Origin of the sequence: Catenibacillus scindens (genome assembly GCF_014202115.1) — a bacterium.
Taxonomy (GTDB): Bacteria; Bacillota; Clostridia; order Lachnospirales; family Lachnospiraceae; genus Catenibacillus; species Catenibacillus scindens.
In genome coordinates this window covers 220,490-246,137 of the sequence record NZ_JACHFW010000001.1, presented here as the reverse complement: position 1 = coordinate 246,137, position 25,648 = coordinate 220,490, and the positions used below count along the sequence as shown (strand labels likewise).

Annotated in this window: 24 protein-coding genes; 23 read left to right on the top strand and 1 reads right to left on the bottom strand. The window is 47.3% G+C overall.

The features are described from left to right. Positions 1–2 precede the first annotated feature (2 nt). Positions 3–359 (top strand): P-II family nitrogen regulator, encoded by a 357-nt coding sequence (locus HNP82_RS00995; RefSeq protein WP_183770468.1) that lies wholly within the window; start codon positions 3–5, stop codon positions 357–359. A 70-nt stretch (positions 360–429) separates the two neighbouring features. Here HNP82_RS00995 and HNP82_RS00990 read toward each other — a convergent pair whose 3' ends face one another. After that, entirely contained in the window at positions 430–1,980 is a 1,551-nt protein-coding gene (locus HNP82_RS00990; protein WP_183770466.1) for a DUF4214 domain-containing protein, read from the bottom strand. A gap of 526 nt (positions 1,981–2,506) precedes the next feature. Between HNP82_RS00990 and HNP82_RS00985 the strand changes: the two genes are divergently transcribed. From HNP82_RS00985 to HNP82_RS00880, 22 genes are all read left to right on the top strand, one after another. Then, complete coding sequence (locus HNP82_RS00985) at positions 2,507–2,971, top strand: ribosome maturation factor RimP (protein ID WP_183771232.1); 465 nt, start codon at positions 2,507–2,509, stop codon at positions 2,969–2,971. Between the two features lie 68 nt (positions 2,972–3,039). Beyond that, complete coding sequence (gene nusA / locus HNP82_RS00980) at positions 3,040–4,218, top strand: transcription termination factor NusA (protein ID WP_183770464.1); 1,179 nt, start codon at positions 3,040–3,042, stop codon at positions 4,216–4,218. A gap of 18 nt (positions 4,219–4,236) precedes the next feature. Beyond that, entirely contained in the window at positions 4,237–4,515 is a 279-nt protein-coding gene (gene rnpM, locus HNP82_RS00975; protein WP_279288874.1) for an RNase P modulator RnpM, read from the top strand. Continuing rightward, positions 4,502–4,813, top strand: coding sequence for a L7Ae/L30e/S12e/Gadd45 family ribosomal protein (locus tag HNP82_RS00970; RefSeq protein ID WP_183771230.1), 312 nt, complete (start codon positions 4,502–4,504; stop codon positions 4,811–4,813). The genes rnpM and HNP82_RS00970 overlap by 14 nt, the downstream gene beginning before the upstream one ends. 17 nt (positions 4,814–4,830) lie before the next feature. After that, positions 4,831–7,596 (top strand): translation initiation factor IF-2, encoded by a 2,766-nt coding sequence (gene infB, locus HNP82_RS00965; RefSeq protein WP_183770460.1) that lies wholly within the window; start codon positions 4,831–4,833, stop codon positions 7,594–7,596. Between the two features lie 11 nt (positions 7,597–7,607). Further along, positions 7,608–8,039 (top strand): 30S ribosome-binding factor RbfA, encoded by a 432-nt coding sequence (gene rbfA / locus HNP82_RS00960; RefSeq protein ID WP_183770458.1) that lies wholly within the window; start codon positions 7,608–7,610, stop codon positions 8,037–8,039. After that, positions 8,032–8,994, top strand: coding sequence for a DHH family phosphoesterase (locus HNP82_RS00955; protein WP_183770456.1), 963 nt, complete (start codon positions 8,032–8,034; stop codon positions 8,992–8,994). The genes rbfA and HNP82_RS00955 overlap by 8 nt, the downstream gene beginning before the upstream one ends. Continuing rightward, positions 8,987–9,973, top strand: coding sequence for a tRNA pseudouridine(55) synthase TruB (truB, locus tag HNP82_RS00950; protein ID WP_183770454.1), 987 nt, complete (start codon positions 8,987–8,989; stop codon positions 9,971–9,973). Before HNP82_RS00955 ends, truB begins: the two co-directional genes overlap by 8 nt. A gap of 14 nt (positions 9,974–9,987) precedes the next feature. Further along, positions 9,988–10,977: a riboflavin biosynthesis protein RibF gene (gene ribF / locus HNP82_RS00945; RefSeq protein WP_183770453.1), complete on the top strand. Its 990-nt coding sequence runs from the start codon at positions 9,988–9,990 to the stop codon at positions 10,975–10,977. 437 nt (positions 10,978–11,414) lie between these two features. Continuing rightward, positions 11,415–12,752 (top strand): putative DNA modification/repair radical SAM protein, encoded by a 1,338-nt coding sequence (locus HNP82_RS00940; RefSeq protein ID WP_183770451.1) that lies wholly within the window; start codon positions 11,415–11,417, stop codon positions 12,750–12,752. Positions 12,753–12,766: 14 nt separating this feature from the next. Further along, positions 12,767–13,537: a TIGR03915 family putative DNA repair protein gene (locus tag HNP82_RS00935; protein ID WP_183770449.1), complete on the top strand. Its 771-nt coding sequence runs from the start codon at positions 12,767–12,769 to the stop codon at positions 13,535–13,537. A gap of 232 nt (positions 13,538–13,769) precedes the next feature. Beyond that, entirely contained in the window at positions 13,770–14,483 is a 714-nt protein-coding gene (locus HNP82_RS00930) for a Maf family protein (RefSeq protein WP_330599349.1), read from the top strand. Next, positions 14,484–15,764 (top strand): hypothetical protein, encoded by a 1,281-nt coding sequence (locus HNP82_RS00925; RefSeq protein WP_183770444.1) that lies wholly within the window; start codon positions 14,484–14,486, stop codon positions 15,762–15,764. A gap of 295 nt (positions 15,765–16,059) precedes the next feature. Next, the gene (locus tag HNP82_RS00920) at positions 16,060–17,166 is read left to right on the top strand and encodes an ABC transporter ATP-binding protein (protein ID WP_183770442.1); all 1,107 of its coding nucleotides are present in this window, start codon (positions 16,060–16,062) and stop codon (positions 17,164–17,166) included. 170 nt (positions 17,167–17,336) lie between these two features. After that, positions 17,337–18,425, top strand: coding sequence for a PucR family transcriptional regulator (locus HNP82_RS00915; RefSeq protein WP_183770440.1), 1,089 nt, complete (start codon positions 17,337–17,339; stop codon positions 18,423–18,425). Between the two features lie 442 nt (positions 18,426–18,867). Beyond that, complete coding sequence (gene rsxC, locus HNP82_RS00910) at positions 18,868–20,214, top strand: electron transport complex subunit RsxC (RefSeq protein WP_183770438.1); 1,347 nt, start codon at positions 18,868–18,870, stop codon at positions 20,212–20,214. An 8-nt stretch (positions 20,215–20,222) separates the two neighbouring features. Further along, a complete protein-coding gene (locus HNP82_RS00905) occupies positions 20,223–21,173 on the top strand; it encodes an RnfABCDGE type electron transport complex subunit D (protein WP_183770436.1) in 951 nt (316 codons plus the stop codon). Continuing rightward, on the top strand, positions 21,170–21,733 hold the full coding sequence (locus HNP82_RS00900; RefSeq protein ID WP_183770434.1) for an RnfABCDGE type electron transport complex subunit G: 564 nt from the start codon (positions 21,170–21,172) through the stop codon (positions 21,731–21,733). Before HNP82_RS00905 ends, HNP82_RS00900 begins: the two co-directional genes overlap by 4 nt. Then, positions 21,733–22,422, top strand: coding sequence for an electron transport complex subunit RsxE (gene rsxE / locus HNP82_RS00895; protein ID WP_183770432.1), 690 nt, complete (start codon positions 21,733–21,735; stop codon positions 22,420–22,422). Before HNP82_RS00900 ends, rsxE begins: the two co-directional genes overlap by 1 nt. After that, positions 22,422–23,042, top strand: coding sequence for an electron transport complex protein RnfA (locus HNP82_RS00890; protein WP_183770430.1), 621 nt, complete (start codon positions 22,422–22,424; stop codon positions 23,040–23,042). The genes rsxE and HNP82_RS00890 overlap by 1 nt, the downstream gene beginning before the upstream one ends. 12 nt (positions 23,043–23,054) lie before the next feature. Next, positions 23,055–23,828, top strand: coding sequence for an RnfABCDGE type electron transport complex subunit B (locus tag HNP82_RS00885; protein ID WP_183770428.1), 774 nt, complete (start codon positions 23,055–23,057; stop codon positions 23,826–23,828). Between the two features lie 362 nt (positions 23,829–24,190). After that, positions 24,191–25,477, top strand: a complete 1,287-nt coding sequence (locus tag HNP82_RS00880) for a PLP-dependent aminotransferase family protein (RefSeq protein WP_183770427.1) — start codon at positions 24,191–24,193, stop codon at positions 25,475–25,477. Positions 25,478–25,648: the final 171 nt, after the last annotated feature.

The following is a 25,648-nucleotide window of genomic DNA, read 5'->3' as shown; positions in this document are numbered from 1 at the left end:
GGATGATGATAAAAGTTGAAGCTTATGTGCGGGAAGAAAAGTTTGAAGACGTGAAAGCGGCGTTAAATGACATAGAGGTCAATGGTATTACTGTATCCCAGGTGATGGGCTGCGGCACACAGCGGGGATATAAAGAGATTGTCCGGGGTATGGAGGTCGAGCCTCAGATGCTTCCCAAAATTAAGTTTGAGATTGTCGTGTCTTCTGAGGAATGGGCGGAAAAAACCGTTAAGGCTATTAAAGATGCAGCTTATACCGGAGAAGTAGGCGATGGAAAGATATTTACCTATGAGATCCGCTCTGCATTAAAGATCCGGACCGGCGAGACCGGATACGACGCTATTCAGGCCAGTGAATAAAGAACTGTATCTTCACAGAAAAAGGACTGTACCCGGAATGCTTTTTTCCGGGACAGTCCTTTTGAACTATTTATTCGTAATAGAAAGAGTCATAAAGTTCGCCTAAAGCGCTCTGTTTTTCCGCAGTGGTAAACTCTGTCCATTCCTCATGGGAAATAAAACCGGCGTTCCACTTTGTTCCTTCTGCGATAGCGTCATAAGCCGAGACAGCGCTTTCATAAGCCTGCTGGCTGACTTTTTCTCCCTCAATCTGGTAGGTAATGGATTCCTGGCCGTCAAAGCTCTTTGAGACGACTTTTCCATAGATCTCACGGGAAGTGTAAGTATTGCCGGAGAAGACATACTCAATCTGGCCCTGATAATAGCCGTTTGATCCGCCGCGGGTGATCGTATCGCAGGTGTAGCAGTACTGTCCCAGGTCTTTGTTGTAGATCAGTTCCACGCCCTGGAAATCCAGGCCATATTCTTCGGTGATCTGCACAAGGTTGCCGTTGATGACTTTATAGACCGCAGTGGGATTATTGTGCATGGAGCCGCCGGCGCAGTTGACAAGCAGCTCAAGGGTTCCGTCAAAATCCAGATCCATTAATGTATAGCCGGTTTCAAAATAGCCGTTATAGACCTTGGCTTCATAATCGTCCATTTCCCACAGCGTGCGTTTGCTCATGAGAAGCTGGATGAAATCTTCCTTGGACATAGACGGAGATGACGGTTCCTCAGGTGTCTGGGGAATACTTTCTACAGGAGTGCCGGCCCAGGAGTTATCAAGTCCGAAACTCGCGGCCAGATCGCGGAATTCTTTAGAGTCGGCGAAACCATAGAATACATCTTCCCTGGAAACGCCTTTGTCTAACTGGGATACCCACTGGGAAAGTCCTTCGCTGTCGGCTTCCCGGTCAAAAAGTCCCTGATATAATCTTTTAACATAATCTTCATTGCTCAAATTCTGACCTTTCAGCTCATTGCTGAATACAAAACCGCTGGCGGCTTCTTTGGCGTTATTTTGTCCGGTAAGAAGGACATTGGCCCATGCGTTTAAACCGGCATCGTCAGCTTTCCGTCCAAGGAATTTTTCGTAGCAGCGGTAGACAAACATGGTTACTCCCTGATTTTGATCCCTGGGCTCAGTTAAGGTCGCCTGGCCCTGATTGATTCCGTAACTTGTGCAGATTTTGCCAAATTCCGGGGAGTTGACAAAGCCCATATAAATGTAGGGACGGGACATACCTTTGTTTAAAAGATTGACCCATTCAGCTTTGCCCTTGCTGTCGGAAGAACGGTTCAGGAAAGTTTTATACAGGACTTCCACGTAGTCTTCGTTGGACAGATTCTGGGCTTTGAGTTCATTGCTGTAAATAAAACCGCTGGCTACGTGGGCGCCAGTGGCCTGACCGCTGGTTAAAAGCGCGGTCCATTCACTAAGACCCTTTGCGTCCGGCTTACGGCCAAGAATCAGCTCATAGAGCCGGGCGACAAAACCCTGGACTCCGCTGTTTTCTTCGGTTTGCGCTGTTGCGGCCGCTGGGGCGGCGTAAGTTGGGACTGCCTGTGAAGCGTAGGCTGGTGTGGAAGCGATCAGCATAGCCGCGAGAATGCCGATCATAGTTCTTTTTCCTTTCATAACAAACCTCCTCATATAGAAAAATTGTGATATTTCCATAAAAGTTTTGGGAAGTATCCTATATAATTATATATTTTGCTGTATATTGTGTCAATCTGTTGAGGGAAAAGTCTTCAAAAAATGTAACAGTTCAGCCCGCGCTTACGCTGCGCCGCGCTTGAGCGCCGACCTGCGGCTTATGCCGCTCCTTTGCTCATTATCTGGCACTTTGCCTATCAGGAATGGGGCGGGCTGCTCTTTATACAAACATAAATCATCCCGCCCATTCCTGATGGCTGAACTGTTACGAAAAAATCCTTGCATATTTATATAAGAAGTGCTATAATAACAGAGATAACAATATGATGAAACTAGAAGAGTGGACGAAAGTCCACTCTTTATCTTTGTGTGCAGCCATCTCAGCGTTATCCGTTTTATAGTAAACGACCAATATATTTATCGTTTACTATAAGCCCTACGGGATTTTCATCGAAACAGTAAGACATTTAAAGCGGATGACACTGGGATGGCGGAAAGGGTGGAAGTCATGGCCAAAAAAGATTATGAAAAAATGACTGAAGAACTGATCACTCCCATCATTGATGCCCATCACTTTGAACTGGTAGACGTTGAGTGGGTCAAAGAAGGCTCCAACTGGTATTTAAGAGTCTATATCGACAAGGAAGGCGGGATAACCGTGGATGACTGCGAGGTCATTAACCGGGAGTTTGGGGATGTTCTTGATGAAAAGGATTATATTTCAGAAAATTATATTTTTGAGGTCAGCTCTCCAGGCCTGGACCGTCCCCTGAAAAAGGAAAAGGACTTTGCGCGCAGCATTGGCAAAGACGTGGAGGTCCGTCTTTACCGTCCGATAGACAAGAAAAAGGAATTTGTCGGCGTACTGGACAGTTACGATAAGAATAGCGTGACGATTGTTCTGGACAGCGGCGAAAAGATGACTTTTGAGAAGTCGGCGATCGCTCTCATAAGACTGGCATTTTTTTATTAGTGGAGCCCCGCAGGGGGGATATACCTGATGGGCAAAGTAAGGGCCCAGATAAGGAGGAATGATTAAAAATGAATGAAGGACGCGAGTTAATCGAAGCTTTGGCCCAGATTGAGAAGGAAAAAGGGATCAGCAAAGAGATCCTTCTGGAGGCCATTGAAAGCTCTCTTGTAGCAGCCTGTAAAAATGAATATGGGAAATCGGATAATATCCATGTGATCATTAACCGGGATAACGGAAAAGTGTTTGTGTACGCGGAAAAGACCGTGGTAGAGGAAGTGGAAGATCCGGTAACTCAGATCAGCCTGGCAAACGCCAAATTAAAAGATCCGAAGTATGATCTCGGTGATATTGTCCAGGTGGAAGTGACGCCGAGAAACTTTGGCCGTATCGCAGCTCAGAAAGCCAAACAGGTGGTTGTTCAGAAGATCCGTGAGGAAGAGAGAAAATCTCTCTATAATCGTTATTATAGTATGGAAAAAGACATTGTCACCGGTATTGTACAGCGCTATGTTGGGAAAAATGTCAGTGTAAATCTCGGAAAAGTGGACGCCCTCCTGACAGAAAGCGAGCAGGTGAAAGGAGAAGTGTTCCGCCCCACAGAGCGCATCAAACTTTATGTGGTGGATGTTAAGGATACGACTAAGGGACCAAAGATCACTGTTTCCAGAACCCATCCGGAACTTGTAAAGCGTCTCTTTGAGGCGGAAGTGACAGAGGTTAAGGACGGAACTGTGGAGATCCGAAGCATTGCCCGTGAAGCCGGTTCCCGGACGAAGATTGCCGTTTTCAGCAATGATCCCAACGTGGACCCGGTAGGCGCATGTGTCGGTGTCAACGGCTCCCGTGTCAACGCTATTGTTGATGAGCTTAGAGGAGAGAAAATTGACATTATCAACTGGAGCGATGATCCGGAAATCCTCATTGAAAATGCCCTGAGCCCGGCAAAAGTGATTTCAGTAACCGTCAATGAAGATGAAAAAAGCGCCAGTGTTGTAGTGCCGGATTACCAGCTTTCACTGGCCATCGGCAAGGAAGGGCAGAACGCCCGTCTGGCAGCCCGGCTTACAGGGTATAAGATTGATATCAAGAGCGAGAGTCAGGTACAGCAGTCTTTATATGACGATGACATCCTTGGCGAGGAGTCCTTTTATGACGAGCATGGCAACCGCTATGACGACGATGATATGGACGGCTATGATGATGACGATAAGGAATATTTTGATGACGATGATTTCCAGGACGAGTAAAGCGGAGGATTTAGGACGTTGGGAATGAAAAAAATTCCATTAAGACAATGCATCGGCTGCGGTGCCATGAAGAATAAAAAAGAACTGATCCGGGTCATTAAAACTCCGGAGGACACCATATTGATTGACGCCACCGGAAGAAAAAACGGGCGCGGCGCCTATATCTGCCAGAGCAGTGAATGTCTGAAAAAAGCCATAAAGAATAAAGGACTGGAACGCTCATTGAAAGTAAATATTCCCCAGGAAGTATATGAGCAGCTCACAAAGGAGATGGAGAGTATTGATAAAAAGGGATAAGGTCCTGTCAATGATCGGTCTTGCCATGCGTGCGGGCAAGGTGATCAGCGGCGAATTTTCTGTGGAGAAAGCCGTAAAAAGCGGGAAAGCCGTTCTTGTACTGGTTGCCGGTGATGCGTCTGAAAATACAAAAAAAGCATTTAAAGATATGTGTACATTTTACGATGTGCCTTATGGGATCTATGGAACAAAAGAAACTCTCGGCAACGCCATCGGTAAAGAATACCGGGCGTCTATAGCATTGCTGGACCGGGGGTTTGCAGGGTCCGTTTTGAAACTCATTAACCCGGAATCGTAAAGAACGGAGGTAGTCCTATGTCAAAAATAAGAGTACATGAATTGGCAAAAGAATTGGGAAAAAGCAGCAGGGATGTGATCTATGCTCTGAAAGGTCATGGAATTGATGTAGAAAGCCATATGAGTACGATTACGTCAGAAAGTGCTGATAAAATAAGAAAGTATTTTACATCTGATAAAACAGCCAAACCGGAATCAAAGCCGGTGCAGGCAGGAGATAATGGACGTGGAGAACAGCGTATGAATCAAACAGGACAAAGAGAAAACAGCCGTCAGGAAAACGCCGGACGTCAGGGACAGGACCGGGCAGCTAATCGTTTCTCCGGACGGGGCAATGACACAAGAAGCCGTGACAGAAGCGGCGCAGATAATACCCGCAATGCGGACAGCAACCGCGGCGCAGATAATGGCCGGGGAGAAGGACGCACAGATAACAGCCGTGGAAATGACAACAACCGTGGCGGCCGTTTTAACCGTGATGGTCAGAAGAACTTTGGAGACCGCAGCGGCGGCCAGAGAAACAGCGGCGATAGAAGTGGCGGACGCTTTAATAATAATGAAAGAAACCGCTCCAATGATGGCCGTGGAAATGACAACAACCGTGGCGGCCGTTTTAACCGTGATGGTCAGAAGAATTTTGGCGATCGCAATAATGGTGAGCGAAATAATAATGACCGAAACAATAATGACAGGAACAACAACCGTGGCAATGCCGGCGGCCGTTTTTCCAATAACGGCGACCGTGGCGGCCGTCCCTTTAATAACAATAACAGAGACAACCGCAGCGCAGGGGCCAGAGGTCGCGGCGACAGGGACAATAAGTTTAATCTGGATTCTGCCATTAACAAAGAAGTGGTTGTGACAAAGGATACAACAAGAGAAAACCGGAGAAGCTATAAGGACTCCAGGGATAAAGACAGAAACAGCAGAGACCGCGAGAACGATAAGAAAAATTCACGGGGCAGAAATACGTCTGTCGCTAAGAAGCCTTTGACGCCTCCTGTTCAGAAACCGAAACCGGTTGTAGAAAAAGTGACAAATATTGTCCTTCCGGAAACGATCACTTTAAAAGAGCTGGGGGACAAGATGAAAGTGCCTGGCGCCGAGATTGTTAAAAAGCTGTTTATGGCAGGAAAGCTTGTCAGCTTAAATACAGAGATCACCTACGATGAGGCTGAAGAGATTGCTCTGGATTACGATATTTTGTGTGAACACGAAGTTGTGGTGGATGTTATTGAAGAGATGCTCAGAGATGAGGAGGACAATGAGAAAGATCTTGTGGAAAGACCTCCTGTTGTCTGCGTTATGGGCCATGTTGACCATGGAAAGACGTCCATCCTGGATGCTATTCGTAAGACCAGCGTGACTTCCGGGGAGGCCGGCGGCATTACCCAGCACATCGGCGCCTATGTGGTAGATGTCAACGGACAGAAGATCACATTCCTGGATACGCCGGGACATGAGGCTTTTACCGCCATGCGTCTGAGAGGCGCCCAGTCTACGGATATTGCCATCCTTGTTGTGGCCGCAGACGACGGTGTTATGCCTCAGACTATTGAAGCCATCAACCATGCTAAAGCGGCAGAGATCGAGATCATTGTGGCCATCAACAAGATTGATAAGCCAAGCGCCAACATTGACCGGGTAAAACAGGAGCTGACTGAGTACGGTCTTGTGGCTGAGGACTGGGGCGGCCAGACGATTATGGTTCCCGTTTCCGCGCATACCGGCGAAGGTCTGGATGAACTTCTGGATATGATCCTCCTTGTAGCTGAGATGCGTGAACTTAAAGCAAACCCCAACCGTAAGGCACGGGGACTTGTCCTTGAGGCACAGCTTGACAAGGGCCGCGGCCCGGTAGCCACAGTGCTTGTCCAGAAGGGTACTCTGAAAGTGGGCGACTGCCTGGCTGTAGGCACCGCTTTTGGTAAAGTCCGGGCCATGGTGGATGATAAGAGCCGCCGGGTGAAAGAGGCCGGCCCTTCAACACCTGTGGAGATCCTTGGACTTAATGAAGTTCCCCAGGCAGGAGAGATTTTTGTAGTGACTGACACAGAAAAAGAGGCCAGAGCCATGGCTGAAACATTTATTGCCAGCAATAGGGAAAAACTTCTGGCAGATACAAAGACAAAACTGTCTCTGGATGGCCTTTTTGATCAGATCCAGGCCGGACAGATCAAGGAACTTAACATTGTTGTCAAGGCTGACGTTCAGGGTTCCGTGGAAGCGGTTAAACAGAGTCTTGTGAAGCTGTCCAATGAGGAGGTTGCTGTTAAAGTGATCCATGGCGGCGTCGGCGCTATTAATGAGAGCGACGTAACTCTCGCTGCTGCCTCCAACGCTATTATTATCGGTTTTAACGTGCGCCCGGACAGTATGGCTAAAAGTGTGGCTGAGCAGGAACATGTGGATATGCGTCTTTACCGCGTCATTTACAATGCCATCGAGGATGTTGAAGCTGCCATGAAGGGTATGCTTGACCCGACCTATGAGGAAAAGATTATCGGTCATGTCGAGGTTCGCCAGACTTATAAAGTATCCGGTGTCGGCACCATTATCGGCGGTTATGTCCTTGACGGAAAAGTACTGCGCAACTGCAAGGCCAGACTTCTGAGAGATAACGTTGTTATTTATGAGGGGGAATTGGCATCCCTGAAGCGTTTTAAAGATGATGTGAAGGAAGTCAATGCCGGTTACGAGTGCGGTATGTCTCTTGAAAAATTTAACGACGTTAAAGAAGGCGATCAGGTAGAAATGTTTATCATGGAAGAGGTTCCAAGATAGGAGGGACATCTATGCGAAAAAACAGTATTAAGAATACCCGTATCAATGGAGAAGTCCAAAAAGAACTTTCCCGGATCATTTCCAGGGAAATCAAAGATCCCCGGATTCATCCCATGACCAGCGTTGTTGAAGCTCAGGTTACGCCGGATTTAAAGTTTTGCAAGATATATATTAGTGTCCTGGGGGATGAAAAAGCCCAGGAGGATACTATGGAGGGTCTTCGGAGCGCTGTAGGATTTATCCGCAAAGAACTGGCCAGAAGCGTGAACTTGAGAAATACCCCGGAACTGATCTTTGTTATGGATCAGTCCATTGAATATGGCGTGAATATGTCTAAAAAGATCAACGAAGTCATTAGTGAGGATGAACTTCACAGTGCCCACGGGTCTGCGGATGAAAATGCAGATCCTGCCCAGGAAACGGACGTGAGCAGCGATGAATGATAAAATAGGTGTGTATCTTGGCGGAGCGGGTACCATAGCCATTGCCGGACATACCCGCCCTGACGGGGATTGTACCGGGGCCTGCCTGGCACTGTATAATTATATCCGGAAAAATTACCCCCAGATCCAGGCAGACATCTATCTGGAGCCGGTAGCCGACGTGTATAAAGTCATGGAGAACGCGGATCAGATCATCAGCGATTATAAAGACGATAAAACATACGATGTGTTTTTTGCCCTGGACGCCAGCGACAAAGGCCGTCTGGCCGGGGCGGTCCGCTACTTTGATACAGCAAAAAAGACGGTATGTATTGACCATCATATTAGCAACGAAGGTTTTGCCATGGAGAATATTATATTTCCCCACGCAAGTTCCACCTGCGAGGTGTTGGCAAAGCTGATGGATATGGATGGAGTGGATCAGGCTGTTGCGGAGGCTTTGTATATCGGAATCATCTGTGATACCGGCTGCTTTAAGCAGTCTAACACAGGTAAAGAGACAATGGTGATTGCCGGAACGCTTATGGAAAAGGGCGTTCGCTTTTCTCAGCTTACAGATGAAGTCTTTTACCAGAAAACCTATACCCAGAATCAGCTTTTGGGGCGGTGCCTTCTGGAAAGTTTTCTTATGTTTTCCGGGCAGTGTATTATTTCCGTGGCGGACCGGAAAGTTATGGATTTTTATAAGGCGATCTCCTCTGATCTTGAGGGGATTATTGACCAGATGCGCGTCACCAGGGGCGTGGAGGTAGCTGTCCTCCTCACAGAGATCGGACATATGACCTACAAAGTCAGTATGCGTTCTAATAATTACATGAATGTGGCTCAGATCGCCGGCTATTTTGGCGGCGGCGGTCATATACGCGCCGCAGGCTGCACTATGGCGGGGACAAAATATGATGTTATCAATAATCTCACGCGGCTAATCGAGGAGCAGTTGAAAAATCATGATTAACGGTGTGATCAATGTATATAAAGAGCGGGGATTTACGTCCCATGATGTTGTGGCAAAGCTGAGAGGAATCCTCCATCAGAAAAAGATCGGACATACGGGAACCCTTGACCCGGACGCGGTGGGGGTTCTCCCGGTGTGTCTTGGTAATGGAACACGGCTTTGCGATATGCTGACAGATACCGATAAGATTTATGAAACCCAGATGATTCTCGGCATGAGGACGGATACCCAGGATACGTCCGGACAGCTCCTGGAAGAGTGTGCGGCCAGGCTGACAGAAGAGAAGATCAGGGAAGCGGTTTGGTCCTTTGTGGGTGATTATGATCAGATTCCCCCAATGTACTCGGCACTGAAAGTTCACGGGAAAAAGCTATACGAACTGGCCAGGGAAGGAAAAGAAGTGGAGCGCCCGGCAAGACGGGTACATATTTATGATATTCACATACAAAGAATAGATGTACTGGATTCCAGGAAAGATTTTATACTTTCGGAAACAGGAGATCTTCCCGCTATTCCATTAAAACCAGAGCCTGAAATATTTCCAAAGATGGCGGTGACTATGGAAGTGACATGTTCTAAGGGAACCTATATTCGCACCCTGTGTGAAGATATTGGCCGCACTCTTGGAACAGGAGGCTGTATGTCCGCTCTGAAGCGTACCCGTACAGGGATTTTTTGTGCTGAGCGGGCTGTGACTCTTGATGAGATTCAAAAGGCCGCAGCCAATCAGTGTGTGGAGCAGTTTGTTGTACCTGTGGATGCCATGTTTTCCCAGTTTCCCGGTCTGTCCGTCAACGAAAATGGGGAGCGCCTGTTATATAACGGCAACCCTGTGAAGATCGAAGATTTTTGTGAAATTCCCGCGGGACTTGCCGACGGCACATCTGTCCGGGTATACGACCAGTCCGGTGCTTTTAAGGGAATATATCAGTACTGTGAGAAGCTCCGGGAATTTAAAGTAGTGAAAATGTTTTTGTAGGAGAGCGTTGAATTATGATTTTTATTTCGGGAACAAAAGAGATTTGGCTGGAAAATACGGCGGTTGCCATAGGAAAATTTGACGGCCTTCACCGGGGACATCAGTCTCTGATCCAAAAAATCAACAGTTATAAAAGTCATCATATGACCTCTGTAGTCCTGACATTTAATTATAATCCTGCCTGCCGGCTGAAAGGCCAGAACCCGGTGCTGATCTATACATCTTTAGAGCGGCGGATCATTGCCAGCCGTCTGGGAGTAGATGTTCTCATTGAGTACCCCTTTACAGATGAGACGGCGCACATGGAGGCGAAAGATTTTATACAGGAAGTGCTTATCGGCCGCCTGGGAGCCAGACATATTGTTGTGGGTGAGGACTTTCATTTTGGCAGGGAACGCAGGGGAGATGGCGCCCTTCTTACAGGGATGAGCCTGCCTCTGGGCTACAGCGCCCACATCTGCCCCAAAATCCACACAGAGCTTCCAAAGAGTTTTCTCAGTGACGATCCGGCGATCCCGGCAGATGTGAAGGATGAGGCGGATATCAGCGCAACTCTCATACGGAAGGCTATTTCCAGGGGGGAGATTGAAATTGCTAATGATATGCTGGGGATACCTTATACCATCATCGGTGAGGTTGTCCACGGCAGGGAGATCGGACGGACGATTGGTATGCCTACGGCGAATCTGGAACCGGGCCCGACAAAGCTTCTTCCGCCCAACGGCGTCTATGCCTCCGCGGCTGTCATTGACCGGAGAGTTTATCCCGCAGTGACTAATGTGGGCAGGAATCCCACTGTGGCTCAGAATCAAAATCGGCGTGTTGAAACCTATATTCACGGTTTTTCCGGGAATATTTACGGCCGTCAGATCGAGGTGCGCCTTTATCATTTTGCCCGGCCGGAGAGAAAATTTGAAAATCTGGATGCCCTAAAGGCACAGATGCACAGGGATATGGAAAATTCCCTGGCGTATATGGAGAAAAATCTCAGAGATGGTCAGTGAGAATGAATTGTATTGATTTAGGTAAAAACCGGAAGCCGGTTGCGCGGGACTTTTGACGTGCCGCTGATCGCCCCAGCGATCAAGTACAGGCAGGGAATCAGGTAAAACAGGATTCTTTTTTATATTGTCTAAAGTCCTGCGATTAATTTTGTAAATTTTATCAGCTCAGAGCATGTGTCTCCTGACGGCCTCTTCTAAGTCCTTCTATATGAACCTCTTTTCTTTCAATGAACCTTTTTCTCAAGCATGTATATATTTCACACTCACTTCCTCGCTACTGTGGATTTTCCGGATTTAAAGCCTGCTGTTAGAAATATCAGGATACCACAGACATAAGCAGCAACAAGAATCGTTCGACAAAAAGATTTACAAACATATGTTCAGGTGATATAATAAAGAAAAAACAGAACGTACGTTCTTTTGCGGGAGATGACAGGATGGAACATTTACAGATGATGACGACGGAGGAGAAGCTGGCCATACTGGCGGACGCTGCGAAATATGACGTAGCCTGTACATCATCAGGCTCTAACCGGAAAAATGGCCGGCATGGCATGGGCAGCGCAGTGGCCGCGGGAATCTGCCACAGCTTTGCCGCCGATGGCCGTTGTATTTCCCTTTTGAAAATACTGCTGAGCAACGACTGCATATATGACTGCAAGTACTGTGCAAACCGCCGAAGCAACGATGTGGCCAGAGCGACTTTTACTCCGGAGGAGATATGCAGCCTGACTATGGGATTTTATCGGCGCAATTATATTGAAGGGTTGTTTTTAAGCTCCGGTGTGGTCAAAAATCCGGATCACACCATGGAGCTGATGACCCAAACGCTGATGCTGTTGCGGGAAAAGTGTCATTTTTACGGTTATATTCATGTGAAGGCCATACCGGGAGCCAGCCCGGAACTTATTGAACAGGCGGGCTATTTTGCCGACCGTATGAGCTGCAACCTTGAACTGCCCACAGGCGAGGGCCTGGCCCGTCTGGCTCCCCAGAAGTCGAGAAAGAAGATATTGCTGCCAATGCGCCAGATTCAGAATGGGATCGCAGCCAATAAAAATGAGCTGACACTCTATAAACACGCTCCCAAATTTGTCCCTGCCGGTCAGAGTACACAGATGATTATCGGTGCCACTCCGGAGACGGACCTTCAGATTATGCAGGTCAGCCAGTCTTTATATGAAAAGTTCCAGTTAAAGCGGGTATTTTATTCCGCTTATGTAGCGGTTAATTCAGACAGTATGTTACCTGCTTTGACCCAGAGGCCGCCGCTGCTCAGAGAACACCGCCTTTATCAGGCCGACTGGCTTCTTCGTTTTTATGGATTTCGGGCGGAGGAGCTGCTTGATGAAGATCATCCCAACTTTAATACTTTGCTGGACCCCAAATGCCATTGGGCTCTCAGACACTTAGAGGAATTTCCTGTGGAGGTAAACCGGGCGGATTATCATACTCTTTTGCGGGTACCCGGCATTGGAGTGACGTCTGCCAAGAGAATCTGCCGTGCCAGAAGGGAGAACAGGCTGGATTTTGCCGATCTGAAAAAAATTGGTGTTGTATTAAAACGGGCGATTTATTTTATCACCTGTTCCGGAAGGATGATGTATACTATACCATGGAATCAGGAGTTTATTTTCAGAAATCTATTGGCTGTCAAAGAGCGGCTTCCGGATCTTGTGAGGGAGCAGGAGCTTTCATTCCGCCAGATGTCCCTGTTTGATGATTTTAATGTGAACGCACAGGATCAGACGAAAGCTCTGACCGGGCAGATTTAAGGGAGGCATTGGGCATGGAGGAGAAACGTCCGAGAGTCTACGTGTGCGAGGATTGCACTGAGGGGATTTTGTCTGCGGTTTATGAGGCATATTTATCAAGATACGGACATAAATATATAACTATTGAGACTGAAAATTTCTGTCAGCCTTCTTTTTTCTGCGACTATATCCAGGTCCCTACAGATATAGAGCATGGGGAATCTGTGGCCAGAGCAATCATGAAAAAAATTTCCGGTGAAGCGTGGCATTGGGTATACATGGCTTCCATGGCAGGGGAGCCAGGAAAGGCTCAGCATATTTACCGATTTTTAAATATGGGCTTTGCAAACCCTGAAAAAGTGTGCAGCGCTCTGACTCAAGATGACGTTTTAGCCGTCTACAAATTGTCCCGGAAAGTTGGGCGGGAGACCGATAAGCTCATGGGATTTGTCCGTTTTAAAGAACTTTCCGGGGGAATCCTTTTTGGAAAGATTGCGCCAAAGCACCAGCAGCTTCAGCTTCTGGGAAATCATTTCGCGGACCGGCTCCCTGAGGAAAACTGGGTTCTCTACGATGAAAACAGGAGAATGGCATGTGTCCACAAAGCTCTGGGACCGTGGGTAATCCAGAAGGATGTGGAGGCGTTTTTGGGAAGAACGGAAAAGATATCCGAGGAGGAGGCGGAGTTTTCTCATATGTGGAAGACATTTTTTGAGCATATCGCCATTGACCAGCGTGTCAACCCCCGGCTTCAGATGCAGATGATGCCTAAGCGCTTCTGGAGCAATATGACGGAGATGAAATAGTTCAGCTATTGCGCCAATGGTTTAAGCGCACACCTGAATCACTGTATTACGCCGGAAACACTTGCTGTTTCCGGCGATTGTGAATAGTAACTGGAGATTACCCTTTTATAATAAACGGCTTCTTTTTTAATTTGTTTTATGGTAAAATATGTTACAGTCTATGATTTCCGACGTTTTTTTCACGGCTGTCGGAAGCTGGTATTATGCTATTGATATAAAGGAGTTTTGTTTTGTGAAGATCATACTTGCGTCCGCCTCGCCAAGGCGCCGTGAACTGTTAAGTCAGGGCGGTCTGGAATTTCTGGTGATCCCAAGCCAGGTGGAAGAACATATGGAAGGGGATACCCCCCAGCAGGTGGTTATGTCCCTGGCCAGGCAGAAGGCGGAGGATGTTTTTGATAAGATAAAGGCTGATTATCTCCAAAAATCTGGGGAACGTTTTGTTGTCCTTGGAGCGGATACGATTGTGGTGTGCGATGGAAAGCTGCTTGGAAAGCCATCGGGACCAAAGGAAGCTTTTGATATGCTCAAGCTTCTGTCCGGCAGAAGCCATCAGGTTTACACCGGTGTATGTCTATGCGCCGCCGGGGATGGAGATATTTGCCGGGATGTGTTCTTCGGTTGTACCACAGTTTCTATGTATCCTATATCTGACGCTCAGGCCCGCTGGTATGTGGACAGCGGGGAACCTCTGGACAAAGCGGGATCTTACGCTATTCAGGGGTTGGGCGGGGTTTTTATTAAAGAGATCCAGGGCGATTACAACAATGTTGTAGGTCTGCCCCTGTCTTTAGTATGGCATCATCTGGATGATATGGGGATGCTGTCAGAGCTAAAGGCCGGACCGGGTGCGGCCGGAATAAAAACAGAGGAATATAGGGGAGATAAAGGCAAGGATACTAATGATGAAATAGATAGAAATGAACAGGCAGGGAGCGAAACTTGAATGGAAAGCAGTAATTTAACAACAAAAAAGACCATTGATTATTCCCTGGAAGATTTCGCACGGTTTTATACAGGTTCCAGCCGGCAAGCGATTCTTCTGTTTGCTAAGCTGGTGGAGCGAAAGCAGGTTATCCCTTATAAGATACGGAACAAGGATTTTTCTGTGGAAGTGGCATCCACCACAGCCTTTACGCTGAATCTGGTGTTTCACAACGTGCTTATTGAGGATGGGCGTCATCCTGCGGAAATTCTCATGGATCAGATCCGCATTGAACGGGAAACAGGGATGTTCCGCCTGCGTTTTTATAACCGTCTTAAAAAGGAAGATCCGCCCAAAGAAAGCTCGTTTGTTTTTGACAGTCTGACATCGGGAATCATTCTATGGAATTATAACTTTTACACTCAAATACTGGATGAAAATTCCCATAAGATTCCCTGGTCCCTTCTGGATGAGCCTATGCGGGCTCTGCTGGGCAAAGCGTCCGCCCTGGGACGGGACTCACTCAATGAATATGAGAGGAAGATCCTGCCTGCTGTTGAGTTTTTACAGGTGATATTTGACGTCTTTCTCGATGATCAGACCAGGATTGCCTATGGACGCTCCAATATCTACTATGATAAAGAGCTGCTGGAAGGAATGTCTTTTAATGAGCAGCAGGTGAAAGCCGGGCTTGAGATGATGGAGCATTTCGGATGGATCGAGTGCCGTCAGAAATTTCTTCATTTCAGCGAGAACAAGGATGAGTTTTTTAAGAGTTTTGTGCGTCAGCTCACTCAGAAAGAGGGGAAGACGTTGTATACCTGGCTTAAAGGTAATCTGTCGGCAGCAACGTCGGAATATCCCAGATTGAAGCAGATCCTCCCGGTTTACGCAGGTAATCACAGGATCATACATAACTGTATTGATAAAGTGATGCATAATTGGGGGTATGAGGGGACATATCCGGATTATCGGAAAGAGAAAAAGGCTGCTTTTATTGAGATATCACAGGTTTACCAACGCAAATATACTTACCTCAATGAGAAAAAGAAGCTTGAACTTGTCACCTTTATTGAAAATATTGTCAATGGATGTCTGACGGTCACGGCAATCTATGGCACCATACTGGGGAAGCGCAAAGCAGATATTTACGATACGGCTATGACGGCCATTGACGGCTGTTTTACAGAGCAGGGCCGCCGCAGATGCCAGGTGGGGGAGTCACTGACCATTGATCCGGATATGGAGGAAGGAGAAGTGCTGGAAGCTACTCAGAATTATGTCCTGGAACTTGTCAAGTAGAATTTTGCACAGTGAAAGCGAAAATTCTGGAGAAAATCCCCGATAGTCTAATTTCGCATAGTTTTTCTTGAGATTTTATGACAAAATGCTGACAATTTGCTGAAAAACTTTTTAGACTTTGAAAAAAAGTTTGGGCAACCTGTTCAAGAAAAACGCCAAACAGCAAAGTAAACAAAATCGAGAAAAATTATTTGTCTAAAACCGCTATGGCTAAAGGGCGTTAAATAGTGTAATATATACCTATCAAAAAACAGAAGAATTAACTTCTATCTAATCACAAGGGGGATATTTGATAATGGCAAGTTTATCATTAAAAAACATCTACAAAATCTATCCAAACGGCTTCAATGCTGTTAAGGATTTCAATCTTGAGATTGAAGACAAAGAGTTTATCATCTTTGTAGGTCCTTCTGGATGTGGTAAATCCACAACTCTCCGTATGATCGCCGGCCTTGAGGAGATCAGCAAAGGTGAGCTGTACATTGATGGCAAACTGATGAACGATGTAGAACCTAAGGATAGAGATATCGCCATGGTATTCCAGAGCTACGCTCTTTATCCTCATATGTCTATCTATGATAACATGGCTTTTGGTCTTAAATTGAGAAAGACACCAAAAGATGAAATCGACAGACGTGTTAAAGAAGCTGCCCGTATCCTTGATATTGAGCATCTCCTTGACAGAAAACCTAAATTACTTTCCGGTGGTCAGAGACAGCGTGTTGCTATGGGTCGTGCCATTGTGCGTGAGCCTAAGGTATTCCTTATGGACGAGCCGTTATCCAACTTGGACGCAAAACTCCGTGTTCAGATGCGTATTGAGATCTCCAAACTCCATCAGAGACTGCAGACAACAATCATCTATGTAACTCATGACCAGACAGAGGCTATGACACTTGGTACACGTATCGTTGTATTAAAAGATGGTGTTATCCAGCAGGTAGATTCTCCGCAGAACCTCTATGACAGACCAGGCAATCTCTTTGTTGCCGGATTCATCGGTTCTCCGCAGATGAACTTTATCGATGCTACACTTACAAAAGAAGGCAATAATACATACCTTGTATTTGGCGCTAACAAGATTACTGTTGTTCCTGAGAAGGCTGAAAAAGTAAAAGATTATATCGGCAAGGAAGTTACTTTCGGTGTTCGTCCTGAAAATATTTACGCAGCCGCTACATATCCAAAGGCTAATCCGAACAACACTGTACATTCTACAGTACGCGTATTCGAGATGCTTGGTGCGGAAGTATTCGTATATGTAACTGTTGAAGGTGTGGATGTTACTGTACGTGAAGCTCCGGGTACAGTTGTTAAACCTGGCGATGATGTGGATATCTGCTTTGATGTTGATAAGATTCATATCTTCGACAAAGAGACTCAGGTTACAATCTGCAATTAATTGATTATCTAAACTGTTATTAAAACCCAAGGGAAATACATAAAAAATGTATTTCCCTTTTTTTTGCTCCTGTGGTAAAATAATTACAGTCCGGCACTTTGAGACGTTGCTTTCATGTGTAGATCTGCCGCATAGTCCGCGGCATAGAAGTTTAGGAATGGAGTGGTAAGATGGCATACAACCAGATGCTTCAAAGTACAATTGACGGGGTAAAAGCGATTACCCGCACCGATTTATGTGTGATGGACACCGATGCTAACATTATTGCATCTACCACAAGTACAGTTGAGGAGTATAAAGAAAGTGTTCTGACCTTTGTTCAGTCCCCGGCTGAGATCCAGGTGGTCCAGGGGTATCAGTATTTTAAGATCTTTGACGGAGGTCAGTTGGAATATATTATGCTGATCCGCGGAGACAACGATGGTATTTACACTATTGGAAAATTGGTGGCTTTTCAGATTCAGAGTCTGATGTCCGCATACAAAGAGAAATTTGATAAGGAAAATTTTATCAAAAATGTCCTTTTGGACAACATGCTTCTTGTGGATGTTTATAACAAAGCCAAGAAGCTCCGCATAGATATTGAGGCCCGCCGGGTCGTTTTCGTCATTGAGACGCCCAGAGACCGGGATAATAATACACTGGAGATCGTTAAGAGTCTCTTTGCCGGGAGAAATAAGGATTTTATCACAGCGGTGGATGAAGACAGCATTATTTTAGTAAAAGAACTGAAAGATAAAGAGGAGTACGATGATCTGCGCAATACGGCCCGCATGATCCTGGATATGCTCAACTCTGAGGCGATGACTAACGCTTATATTGCCTACGGCACCATTGTGGACTCTATTAAAGATGTGTCCCGATCATATAAGGAGGCAAAAGTGGCTCTGGATGTAGGCAAGATTTTTTACAGCGAGCGGCATATTATCGCCTATAACCGTCTCGGTATCGGCCGCCTGATCTATCAGCTCCCTGTACCGCTGTGCCGAATGTTTATTGACGAGATATTCCCCGATGTGACTCCGGATCAGTTCGACGAGGAAACTCTGCTGACTATCAATAAATTTTTCGAGAACAGTCTGAACGTTTCCGAGACTGCCCGGCAGCTTTATATCCACCGGAATACTCTCGTCTACCGTCTGGATAAGGTACACAAAGCCACAGGTCTGGATTTGAGAGTGTTTGAGGATGCCATTACTTTTGAGATTGCGTTGATGGTTGTGAAATACATGAATTTTGTGGAGAGCAATTCATTTTGATTCAGCGCTTGGGCTGACTGCAGCGGAGAGAAGACTTGTTTGACCAAGCGCGGCAGGCACTTGACGGGCGTATCACTGAAATAAGGATGCCGTGATTTTGTCCGGCATCCTTTTCTATTTTAAAGAAGTCGCCCCAGCAAGGACGTGTTGGTGAAGCGGCCTCCTGTGCATAGTATACCCGCTTGTGCGGTAGTCATGCATCAAGGTGTAAAACAGTTCAGCCTGTGCCTACGCTGTACTGTTACGTCAGGGTAAAGTTTTATTGGTTTTTCAGTTTACATACTTTAAAGATTCATGTAAAATGATAAAGAATATGATGAGACAAAGGACAAAAGGTCATAATTGTCATGCTTGCATGAAAATTTATGCCTTTGTGGAGCAATCCGTGTCTCATGCCCATTTGTGGGCAACTCATAATATGTATTTGATGAGGAGGATGAATATGGCAGGTTATTCAAACGGATTCCTTGGGAAGCTTGGCATTGTCAAAAGTCCGGGAGCGCCTGTACCTCACAGAAAGCATACCACCGACTGTGAGACTGTGGATATGCCGGTGCCTGCAACTGTAAGCATATGTATGCAGCAGCATATAGGGGCTCCCTGTGTGCCTGTGGTTAAGGCCGGAGACCAGGTTTTTGTAGGTCAGCTCATCGGCGACAGCGACAAGTATGTCAGCGCCCCCATCCATTCCAGTGTTTCCGGAAAAGTGGTGAAGATTGACACTCTTTTAATGCCTTCCGGAGCCTCGGCTCAGACGGTAGTCATTGAAACCGACGGAAAGCAGACCCCGGATCCGGGGATTAAACCGCCGGTAGTGAACAACCGGGAGGATCTGATCAAAGCGGTCCGTGATTCCGGGCTTGTGGGGCTTGGAGGAGCAGGTTTTCCAACCCATGTCAAGTTAAATCCGTCGTCGGAATCTAAAATCGACACATTGATCATTAATGGGGCGGAGTGTGAGCCTTACATAACGTCTGATGTGCGGGAAATTATTGAAAATTCCTGGGACATTTTGTCCGGCGTCTACACAGTCAGCGAGCTGCTTGGCGTTAAAATGGCTTATATTGCCATTGAGGACAATAAGCCGGAAGCGATACGCATTATGGAAAATATCGCGTCAAAGGATGATGCCCACGGTGATATAGTCCAAGTAAAGGTATTGCCGTCACGTTATCCGCAGGGCGCTGAGAAAGTGATTATTGATCAGTGTACCGGACGGAGAGTGCCTCCGGGAAAGCTTCCGGCAGATGTAGGAGTTGTGGTAATGAATGTAGCCTCTGTGGCCACACTGGCACGATATCTCAAGACAGGTATGCCTCTAGTGAGCAAAAGGCTGACTGTGGACGGGTCGGCGGTGAGCCAGCCTAGAAATGTCCGGGTGCCTATCGGCACTCTGGTGAAAGACGTGATCGCCTTTTGCGGCGGATACAAGGAGGAACCGGCAAAGATCCTCTATGGAGGCCCTATGATGGGAACCGCTCTGGCCAGCGATGAGATGCCGGTGATGAAGCAGAACAACGCGATCCTGGCCTTTAACGCGGCGGAGGCAAAAAGCTATGAGCCTGGGGCATGTATCCGGTGCGGCCGCTGTGTCAACGCCTGTCCCATGAACCTTATGCCCACAAAACTGGAGCAGGCGAGCCTTCATAACCGGCCCGATGAGCTGAAAAAATATAATGTCAACGTATGTATGGAATGCGGCTGCTGCGCCTATGTATGTCCGGCGAACCGCAGGCTGGTTCAGTCCATACGTGTGGGAAAAATGATTCTTAGGAATCTCGGAAAGTAGGTGCAGTCATGGATCGTAAATTAATCGTTTCCTCATCTCCCCATATACGGGGCGTGACAAAAACAAGAAATATTATGCTGGATGTGATTATCGCCCTGATCCCGGCGTGGATCGCTTCGGTGATCATTTTCGGGCCAAGAACCATTGTGGTGACGTGCGCTACAGTGGCGGCCTGTGTTCTCGCCGAATATATCAGCCGTAAAGTGATGAAGCGGGATAATACTGTGGGGGATTTAAGCGCCATTGTCACAGGAATGCTTCTATCTTTCAATCTTCCATCAGGGATTCCCATATGGATCGCTGTGCTGGGCGGTATTATCGCCATTGTTGTCGTTAAGCAGATGTTCGGCGGCCTGGGACAGAACTTTGTTAACCCGGCTCTGGCAGCCCGTATTATTTTAATGACATCTTTCCCGACCGCAATGACTACATGGCTGGCGCCTATGTCATGGAGAGGCGCTGACGCGGTGACTACAGCCACCCCTCTGGCCCTGACGGCTGCCGGGACGACGGATCAGATTCCGGATTACCTGGATCTTTTTCTTGGACTTAGAGGCGGCTGCCTTGGGGAGACATGTATTTTAGCTCTGCTCATCGGCGGTGTCTATCTGGTAGTGCGCCGGGTGATCTCTCCCATTATACCGGTAGTGTATATCGGTGTTGTGGCCATTTTTTCGGCCATCCTGGGACAGGACCCTCTGACTCAGATTTTAAGCGGCGGCCTGTTTTTAGGCGCTATTTTCATGGCTACAGATTATGTGACAAGCCCGCTGACCAATAAGGGAAAAGTGATCTACGCTGTCGGCTGCGCCATTATTACGGTGATGATCCGCGTATTCGGATCTCTGCCGGAAGGGGTATCGTTCTCGATTATTATTATGAACATCCTTACGCCTCATATTGAATCTCTGACAGCGCCCAAAGCCTTCGGTATACGGAAGGAGGCGCCAAAATCATGAAAGTGAAAGAAATTATCATGCCTACCCTGGTCCTTGTGATCATTACAGTGGTGACAAGCGGCCTTCTGGTAGTGACAAACAGTATTACAAAAGAACCGATCCGCCAGCAGCAGATTGCTGCGGACAATCAGTCCCGGCAGGAAGTGCTGCCCCAGGCCGACGGGTTTGACGATGGTCAGACCATTGAGTTGGACGGGACTGAATATACATACTGGACGGCCCAAAACGGAGCAGGCTACGTTTTTTCCACCCAGTTTAAAGGCTATGGCGGTCCTGTAGTTGTTATGACCGGTATTACTACCGACGGGGCGGTGGCCGGCGTAAAGATCACTGAGCAGGATGAGACGCCAGGTTTGGGGCAGAAAGCCCTGGATGCCTCCTTTACTGATCAGTATATTAAGGCGATTCCGGAGGAAGAGTTTGTGGTGACAAAGCAGGGAGCGTCAGCGGATAATGAGATCGACGCTATTTCCGGGGCAACCATCACGTCCAATGCGGTGACCAACTCTGTGAATCAGGCTATCCAGCTTTATAACACATTAACAGGAGGTGGAGACTGATGGCTAAAAAAGAAAAAACTCTCGGACAGGTATTTACTGCAGGTATTATTAAGGAAAATCCTGTGCTGCGCCTGGTCATCGGCACATGTCCCACACTTGCCATTACAACGATGGCGTCCAATGCCATCGGCATGGGTGTGGCAGCTACTATAGTGCTTGTCTGCTCCAACGCGGTCATCTCCATGTTGCGCAAGGTGATACCGGATAAAGTGCGTATCCCTGCATTTATTACCATCATTGCCGCTTTTGTGACACTGATACAGATGCTTGTCCAGGCATTTTTGCCATCTATCAATGACGCTCTGGGCATTTACCTGCCTCTGATCGTCGTCAACTGTATCATCCTTGGCCGGGCGGAGAGCTTTGCCAGCAAAAATAAAGTCCTGCCTTCTATTCTTGACGGGCTGGGCATGGGTATCGGCTTTACAGTGACTTTGCTGCTTATGGGCAGCATCCGGGAAATCCTGGGCAATGGCACTTGGTTTGGCATGGTGATCAATAATGGCTCAGTGATCCAACCCATACTGATCCTGATTTTGCCGCCGGGAGGCTTCTTTGTTTTCGGTATGCTGGTGGCTCTGGCCAATAAACTGGCGGAGCGCAAGGGCAAGCCGCCGGCAAAACTCGGCTGCGGGGCCTGTCCCGGAGCCCAGAGCTGCTCTAAAGCAGCAAAAGGAGGTTGTGAATAATGGAAGTAAGCTGGGTTACAAATCTGGTGTCCATTCTTTTGGCTGCCATTTTGACCAATAATTTTATTTTATCCCAGTTCCTTGGGATATGTCCCTTCCTCGGCGTTTCCAAAAAGCTGGATACAGCCGTGGGGATGAGTGCCGCTGTTATTTTTGTCATGCTGATTGCCACAGCGGTGACCTGGCCTATCCAGGTATTTTTACTGACACCTAATGATCTGGACTATCTTCAGACCATTGTGTTTATCCTCGTTATTGCCGCTTTGGTACAGTTTGTGGAGATCATCCTGAAAAAATATATGGTAAGTCTTTACAAGGCACTGGGCGTTTACCTGCCTTTGATCACAACCAACTGCGCGGTGCTTGGCGTAACGATCCTTAACTTTACCAACGGTTATACATCGGTACCCTACGGTTTTGTCCAGTCTATGGTCAACAGTCTGGGCGGCGGTCTGGGATTTATGCTGGCCATGGTGCTGTTTGCCGGAGTGCGGGGGCGCATCGAACACAGTGATATCCCCAAATCTCTTCAGGGTCTCCCTATTACCCTTGTATCCGCGTCATTAGTATCCATCTCCTTCCTTGGTTTTCAGGGGCTGGTGGACGGATTATTTGCGTAAGGGGGCGAGAAGATGATCACTGGTGTAGTCATTGTAGTAATAATCGGTCTTGTGGCCGGTCTGATCTTGTCGGTGGCCTCCATTGTCTTTGCTGTGCCTGTGGATGAAAAACAGGAAGCTGTTCGGGCGGCTCTTCCGGGAGCCAACTGCGGCGCCTGTGGATTTTCCGGTTGTGACGGGTATGCCAAAGCCCTCGCCGAAGGGTCTGCCGAGATTGGCCTGTGTTCCCCCGGAGGGGAAGACGTGGCTAATGAATGTGCCGCCATCCTTGGAAAAACGGCGGGAAATGTGGAAAAGAAGGTGGCTCTGGTGCGGTGTGCCGGCCATAGCGGTAATGTGTCTAAAAAGACAGATTATGACGGTGTAAATACATGCCAGGCCGTTTCTATGATGTACGGCGGCGACAGCGCCTGCGCCTTTGGGTGCCTGGGCTACGGCGACTGTATAGCCGCCTGCCCTGAAAATGCCATTTCCCTTTGCAGCGGTGCGGCAGTTGTCAATCCGGACCTGTGCGTGGGCTGCGGCCTCTGTGCCAAAGTCTGTCCTAAAGGGGTTATTGCTATTGTCCCGGCAAAAGCGCCCCACCATGTCATGTGCGTGAATCGGGACAAAGGGGCCTTGACCCGGAAGATCTGCAAAAGCGGCTGTATTGGCTGTATGAAATGTGTAAAGACCTGCCCTGAGCAGGCCATCACAGTAGAGAATAACCATGCCGCTATCGACTATGATAAATGTACAGGCTGCGGTCAATGTGCCGGCGTATGCCCGGTAAAAGCGATTTGCTGATACAAAGAACCTGTCTGGCTTTAAAGCAGGGAGGGCGGATTTATGTTTCCATAAAAATCCGTCCTCCCTTTTTGAGTGCGCCCGGCGGAACACTGTGTGCCAGTGGCTCGCATTTGGAGGATAGAAGAAGAAATTTTTTCTTTTTCGTACGGGAAATTAATGATATGAACGAGCCGAACCTGTACTTGCAAAATTTAAAGGGTTTGTCTGGAAAAATTCGGATTTTTATGGGAGAAAATGACATTTTTACGTCAAACAATTGCAAAAATAGGCAATTTGCCAATTGAAACCCCATTTTTTTTAGTGTATAATAAGCACTAAATGAAAAAAGAAAGTAAAAAGAAAGGGCGGGATTTGACACAATGAAGTCGTATAAATCCATGAGTAAAGAAGAACTTGAGACATTAAAATCTGAACTGGAAAAAGAGTATAATGATTTTAAAGCTCAGGGGTTAAAACTGGATATGTCCAGAGGAAAGCCAAGTGAAGAACAGCTTGACCTGTCTATGGAAATGATGGATATATTAAGCAGCCATGATGACCTGAGATGTTCCACAGGGGTGGATTGCCGCAACTATGGTGTTCTGGACGGTATTCCTGAGGCGAAAGAGCTTTTGGGGGCTATGTGCGAGGTGGATGCGGATAAGATTATTATTTACGGAAACTCCAGCCTGAACGTGATGTATGACACTGTTGCCCGCGCCATGACCCATGGTGTCTTAGGTTCCACGCCGTGGGGCAAGCTGGACAAAGTAAAGTTTTTATGTCCGGTGCCCGGATACGACCGTCATTTTGCCATTACAGAATTTTTCGGTATTGAGATGATCAATATTCCTATGACCATGGAAGGGCCGGATATGGATCTGGTGGAAAAGTATGTGTCTGAGGATCCCGCCGTTAAGGGAATCTGGTGTGTTCCCAAATACTCCAATCCACAGGGGATTTCCTACTCAGATGAGACTGTCCGCCGTTTTGCCCGCTTAAAACCGGCTGCCAAAGATTTCCGCCTTTTCTGGGACAATGCATATTCTGTTCATCATTTATATGATGACGACCAGGATGTGGTTCTTGAGATCCTTGAAGAGTGTGAAAAAGCAGGAAATCCGGATATGGTTTACAAGTTTACATCCACATCCAAGATCAGCTTCCCAGGATCCGGCATCGCGGCCATTGCCACATCTAAAAATAACCTGGAAGAAATCAAAAAGCAGTTATTTATCCAGACTATCGGCCACGATAAATTAAACCAGCTCCGCCATGTGCGCTTTTTCAAAGATATTGATGGCATCCATGCCCATATGAGAAAGCACGCGGCTATTTTAAGACCTAAATTTGAGGCAGTCATTGATATTCTGGAGGCAGAACTTGGCGGTCTGGAGATCGGTTCCTGGATTAAGCCAAAGGGCGGCTATTTCATCTCCTTCGACTCTATGGACGGCTGCGCCAAAGCTATTGTGGCCAAGGCCAAGGAGGCCGGCGTTGTAATGACAGGAGCCGGCGCTACTTATCCTTACGGAAAAGACCCTCACGACAGCAATATCCGTATTGCCCCGTCTTTCCCCACATTGGATGAGTTAAAACTGGCGGCTAAGCTTTTTACTGTATGCGTGAAACTCGTCAGCGTAGAAAAACTGTTAGAGCAGGCGTAAGGGCCCAAAAAAGAGGCCGTGAAAAAATGAGAAATCATTTTTCACGGCCTCTTTTCTTTTGAAATCTTATTGCTTTTTCGATAGGCTGTGGGGGAGATGCCATAATATTGGCGAAATGCCTGGGAAAGTGCTGTATTTAAAGATCTGCCGTAAACCAACGGCTGCCATCCA

What these genes read in the sequence shown, in the direction of transcription:
- rbfA (WP_183770458.1), top strand. Translation starts at nt 7,608, where the DNA reads ATGCGAAAAAACAGTATTAAGAATACCCGTATCAATGGAGAAGTCCAA.
- HNP82_RS00890 (WP_183770430.1), top strand. Translation starts at nt 22,422, where the DNA reads ATGGAAGTAAGCTGGGTTACAAATCTGGTGTCCATTCTTTTGGCTGCC.
- HNP82_RS00935 (WP_183770449.1), top strand. Translation starts at nt 12,767, where the DNA reads ATGGAGGAGAAACGTCCGAGAGTCTACGTGTGCGAGGATTGCACTGAG.
- HNP82_RS00925 (WP_183770444.1), top strand. Translation starts at nt 14,484, where the DNA reads ATGGAAAGCAGTAATTTAACAACAAAAAAGACCATTGATTATTCCCTG.
- HNP82_RS00920 (WP_183770442.1), top strand. Translation starts at nt 16,060, where the DNA reads ATGGCAAGTTTATCATTAAAAAACATCTACAAAATCTATCCAAACGGC.
- HNP82_RS00885 (WP_183770428.1), top strand. Translation starts at nt 23,055, where the DNA reads ATGATCACTGGTGTAGTCATTGTAGTAATAATCGGTCTTGTGGCCGGT.
- HNP82_RS00985 (WP_183771232.1), top strand. Translation starts at nt 2,507, where the DNA reads ATGGCCAAAAAAGATTATGAAAAAATGACTGAAGAACTGATCACTCCC.
- HNP82_RS00940 (WP_183770451.1), top strand. Translation starts at nt 11,415, where the DNA reads ATGGAACATTTACAGATGATGACGACGGAGGAGAAGCTGGCCATACTG.
- infB (WP_183770460.1), top strand. Translation starts at nt 4,831, where the DNA reads ATGTCAAAAATAAGAGTACATGAATTGGCAAAAGAATTGGGAAAAAGC.
- nusA (WP_183770464.1), top strand. Translation starts at nt 3,040, where the DNA reads ATGAATGAAGGACGCGAGTTAATCGAAGCTTTGGCCCAGATTGAGAAG.
- HNP82_RS00900 (WP_183770434.1), top strand. Translation starts at nt 21,170, where the DNA reads ATGAAAGTGAAAGAAATTATCATGCCTACCCTGGTCCTTGTGATCATT.
- HNP82_RS00990 (WP_183770466.1), bottom strand. Translation starts at nt 1,980, where the DNA reads ATGAAAGGAAAAAGAACTATGATCGGCATTCTCGCGGCTATGCTGATC.
- ribF (WP_183770453.1), top strand. Translation starts at nt 9,988, where the DNA reads ATGATTTTTATTTCGGGAACAAAAGAGATTTGGCTGGAAAATACGGCG.
- truB (WP_183770454.1), top strand. Translation starts at nt 8,987, where the DNA reads ATGATTAACGGTGTGATCAATGTATATAAAGAGCGGGGATTTACGTCC.
- HNP82_RS00880 (WP_183770427.1), top strand. Translation starts at nt 24,191, where the DNA reads ATGAAGTCGTATAAATCCATGAGTAAAGAAGAACTTGAGACATTAAAA.
- HNP82_RS00995 (WP_183770468.1), top strand. Translation starts at nt 3, where the DNA reads ATGATGATAAAAGTTGAAGCTTATGTGCGGGAAGAAAAGTTTGAAGAC.
- HNP82_RS00905 (WP_183770436.1), top strand. Translation starts at nt 20,223, where the DNA reads ATGGATCGTAAATTAATCGTTTCCTCATCTCCCCATATACGGGGCGTG.
- HNP82_RS00955 (WP_183770456.1), top strand. Translation starts at nt 8,032, where the DNA reads ATGAATGATAAAATAGGTGTGTATCTTGGCGGAGCGGGTACCATAGCC.
- rsxE (WP_183770432.1), top strand. Translation starts at nt 21,733, where the DNA reads ATGGCTAAAAAAGAAAAAACTCTCGGACAGGTATTTACTGCAGGTATT.
- HNP82_RS00915 (WP_183770440.1), top strand. Translation starts at nt 17,337, where the DNA reads ATGGCATACAACCAGATGCTTCAAAGTACAATTGACGGGGTAAAAGCG.
- rsxC (WP_183770438.1), top strand. Translation starts at nt 18,868, where the DNA reads ATGGCAGGTTATTCAAACGGATTCCTTGGGAAGCTTGGCATTGTCAAA.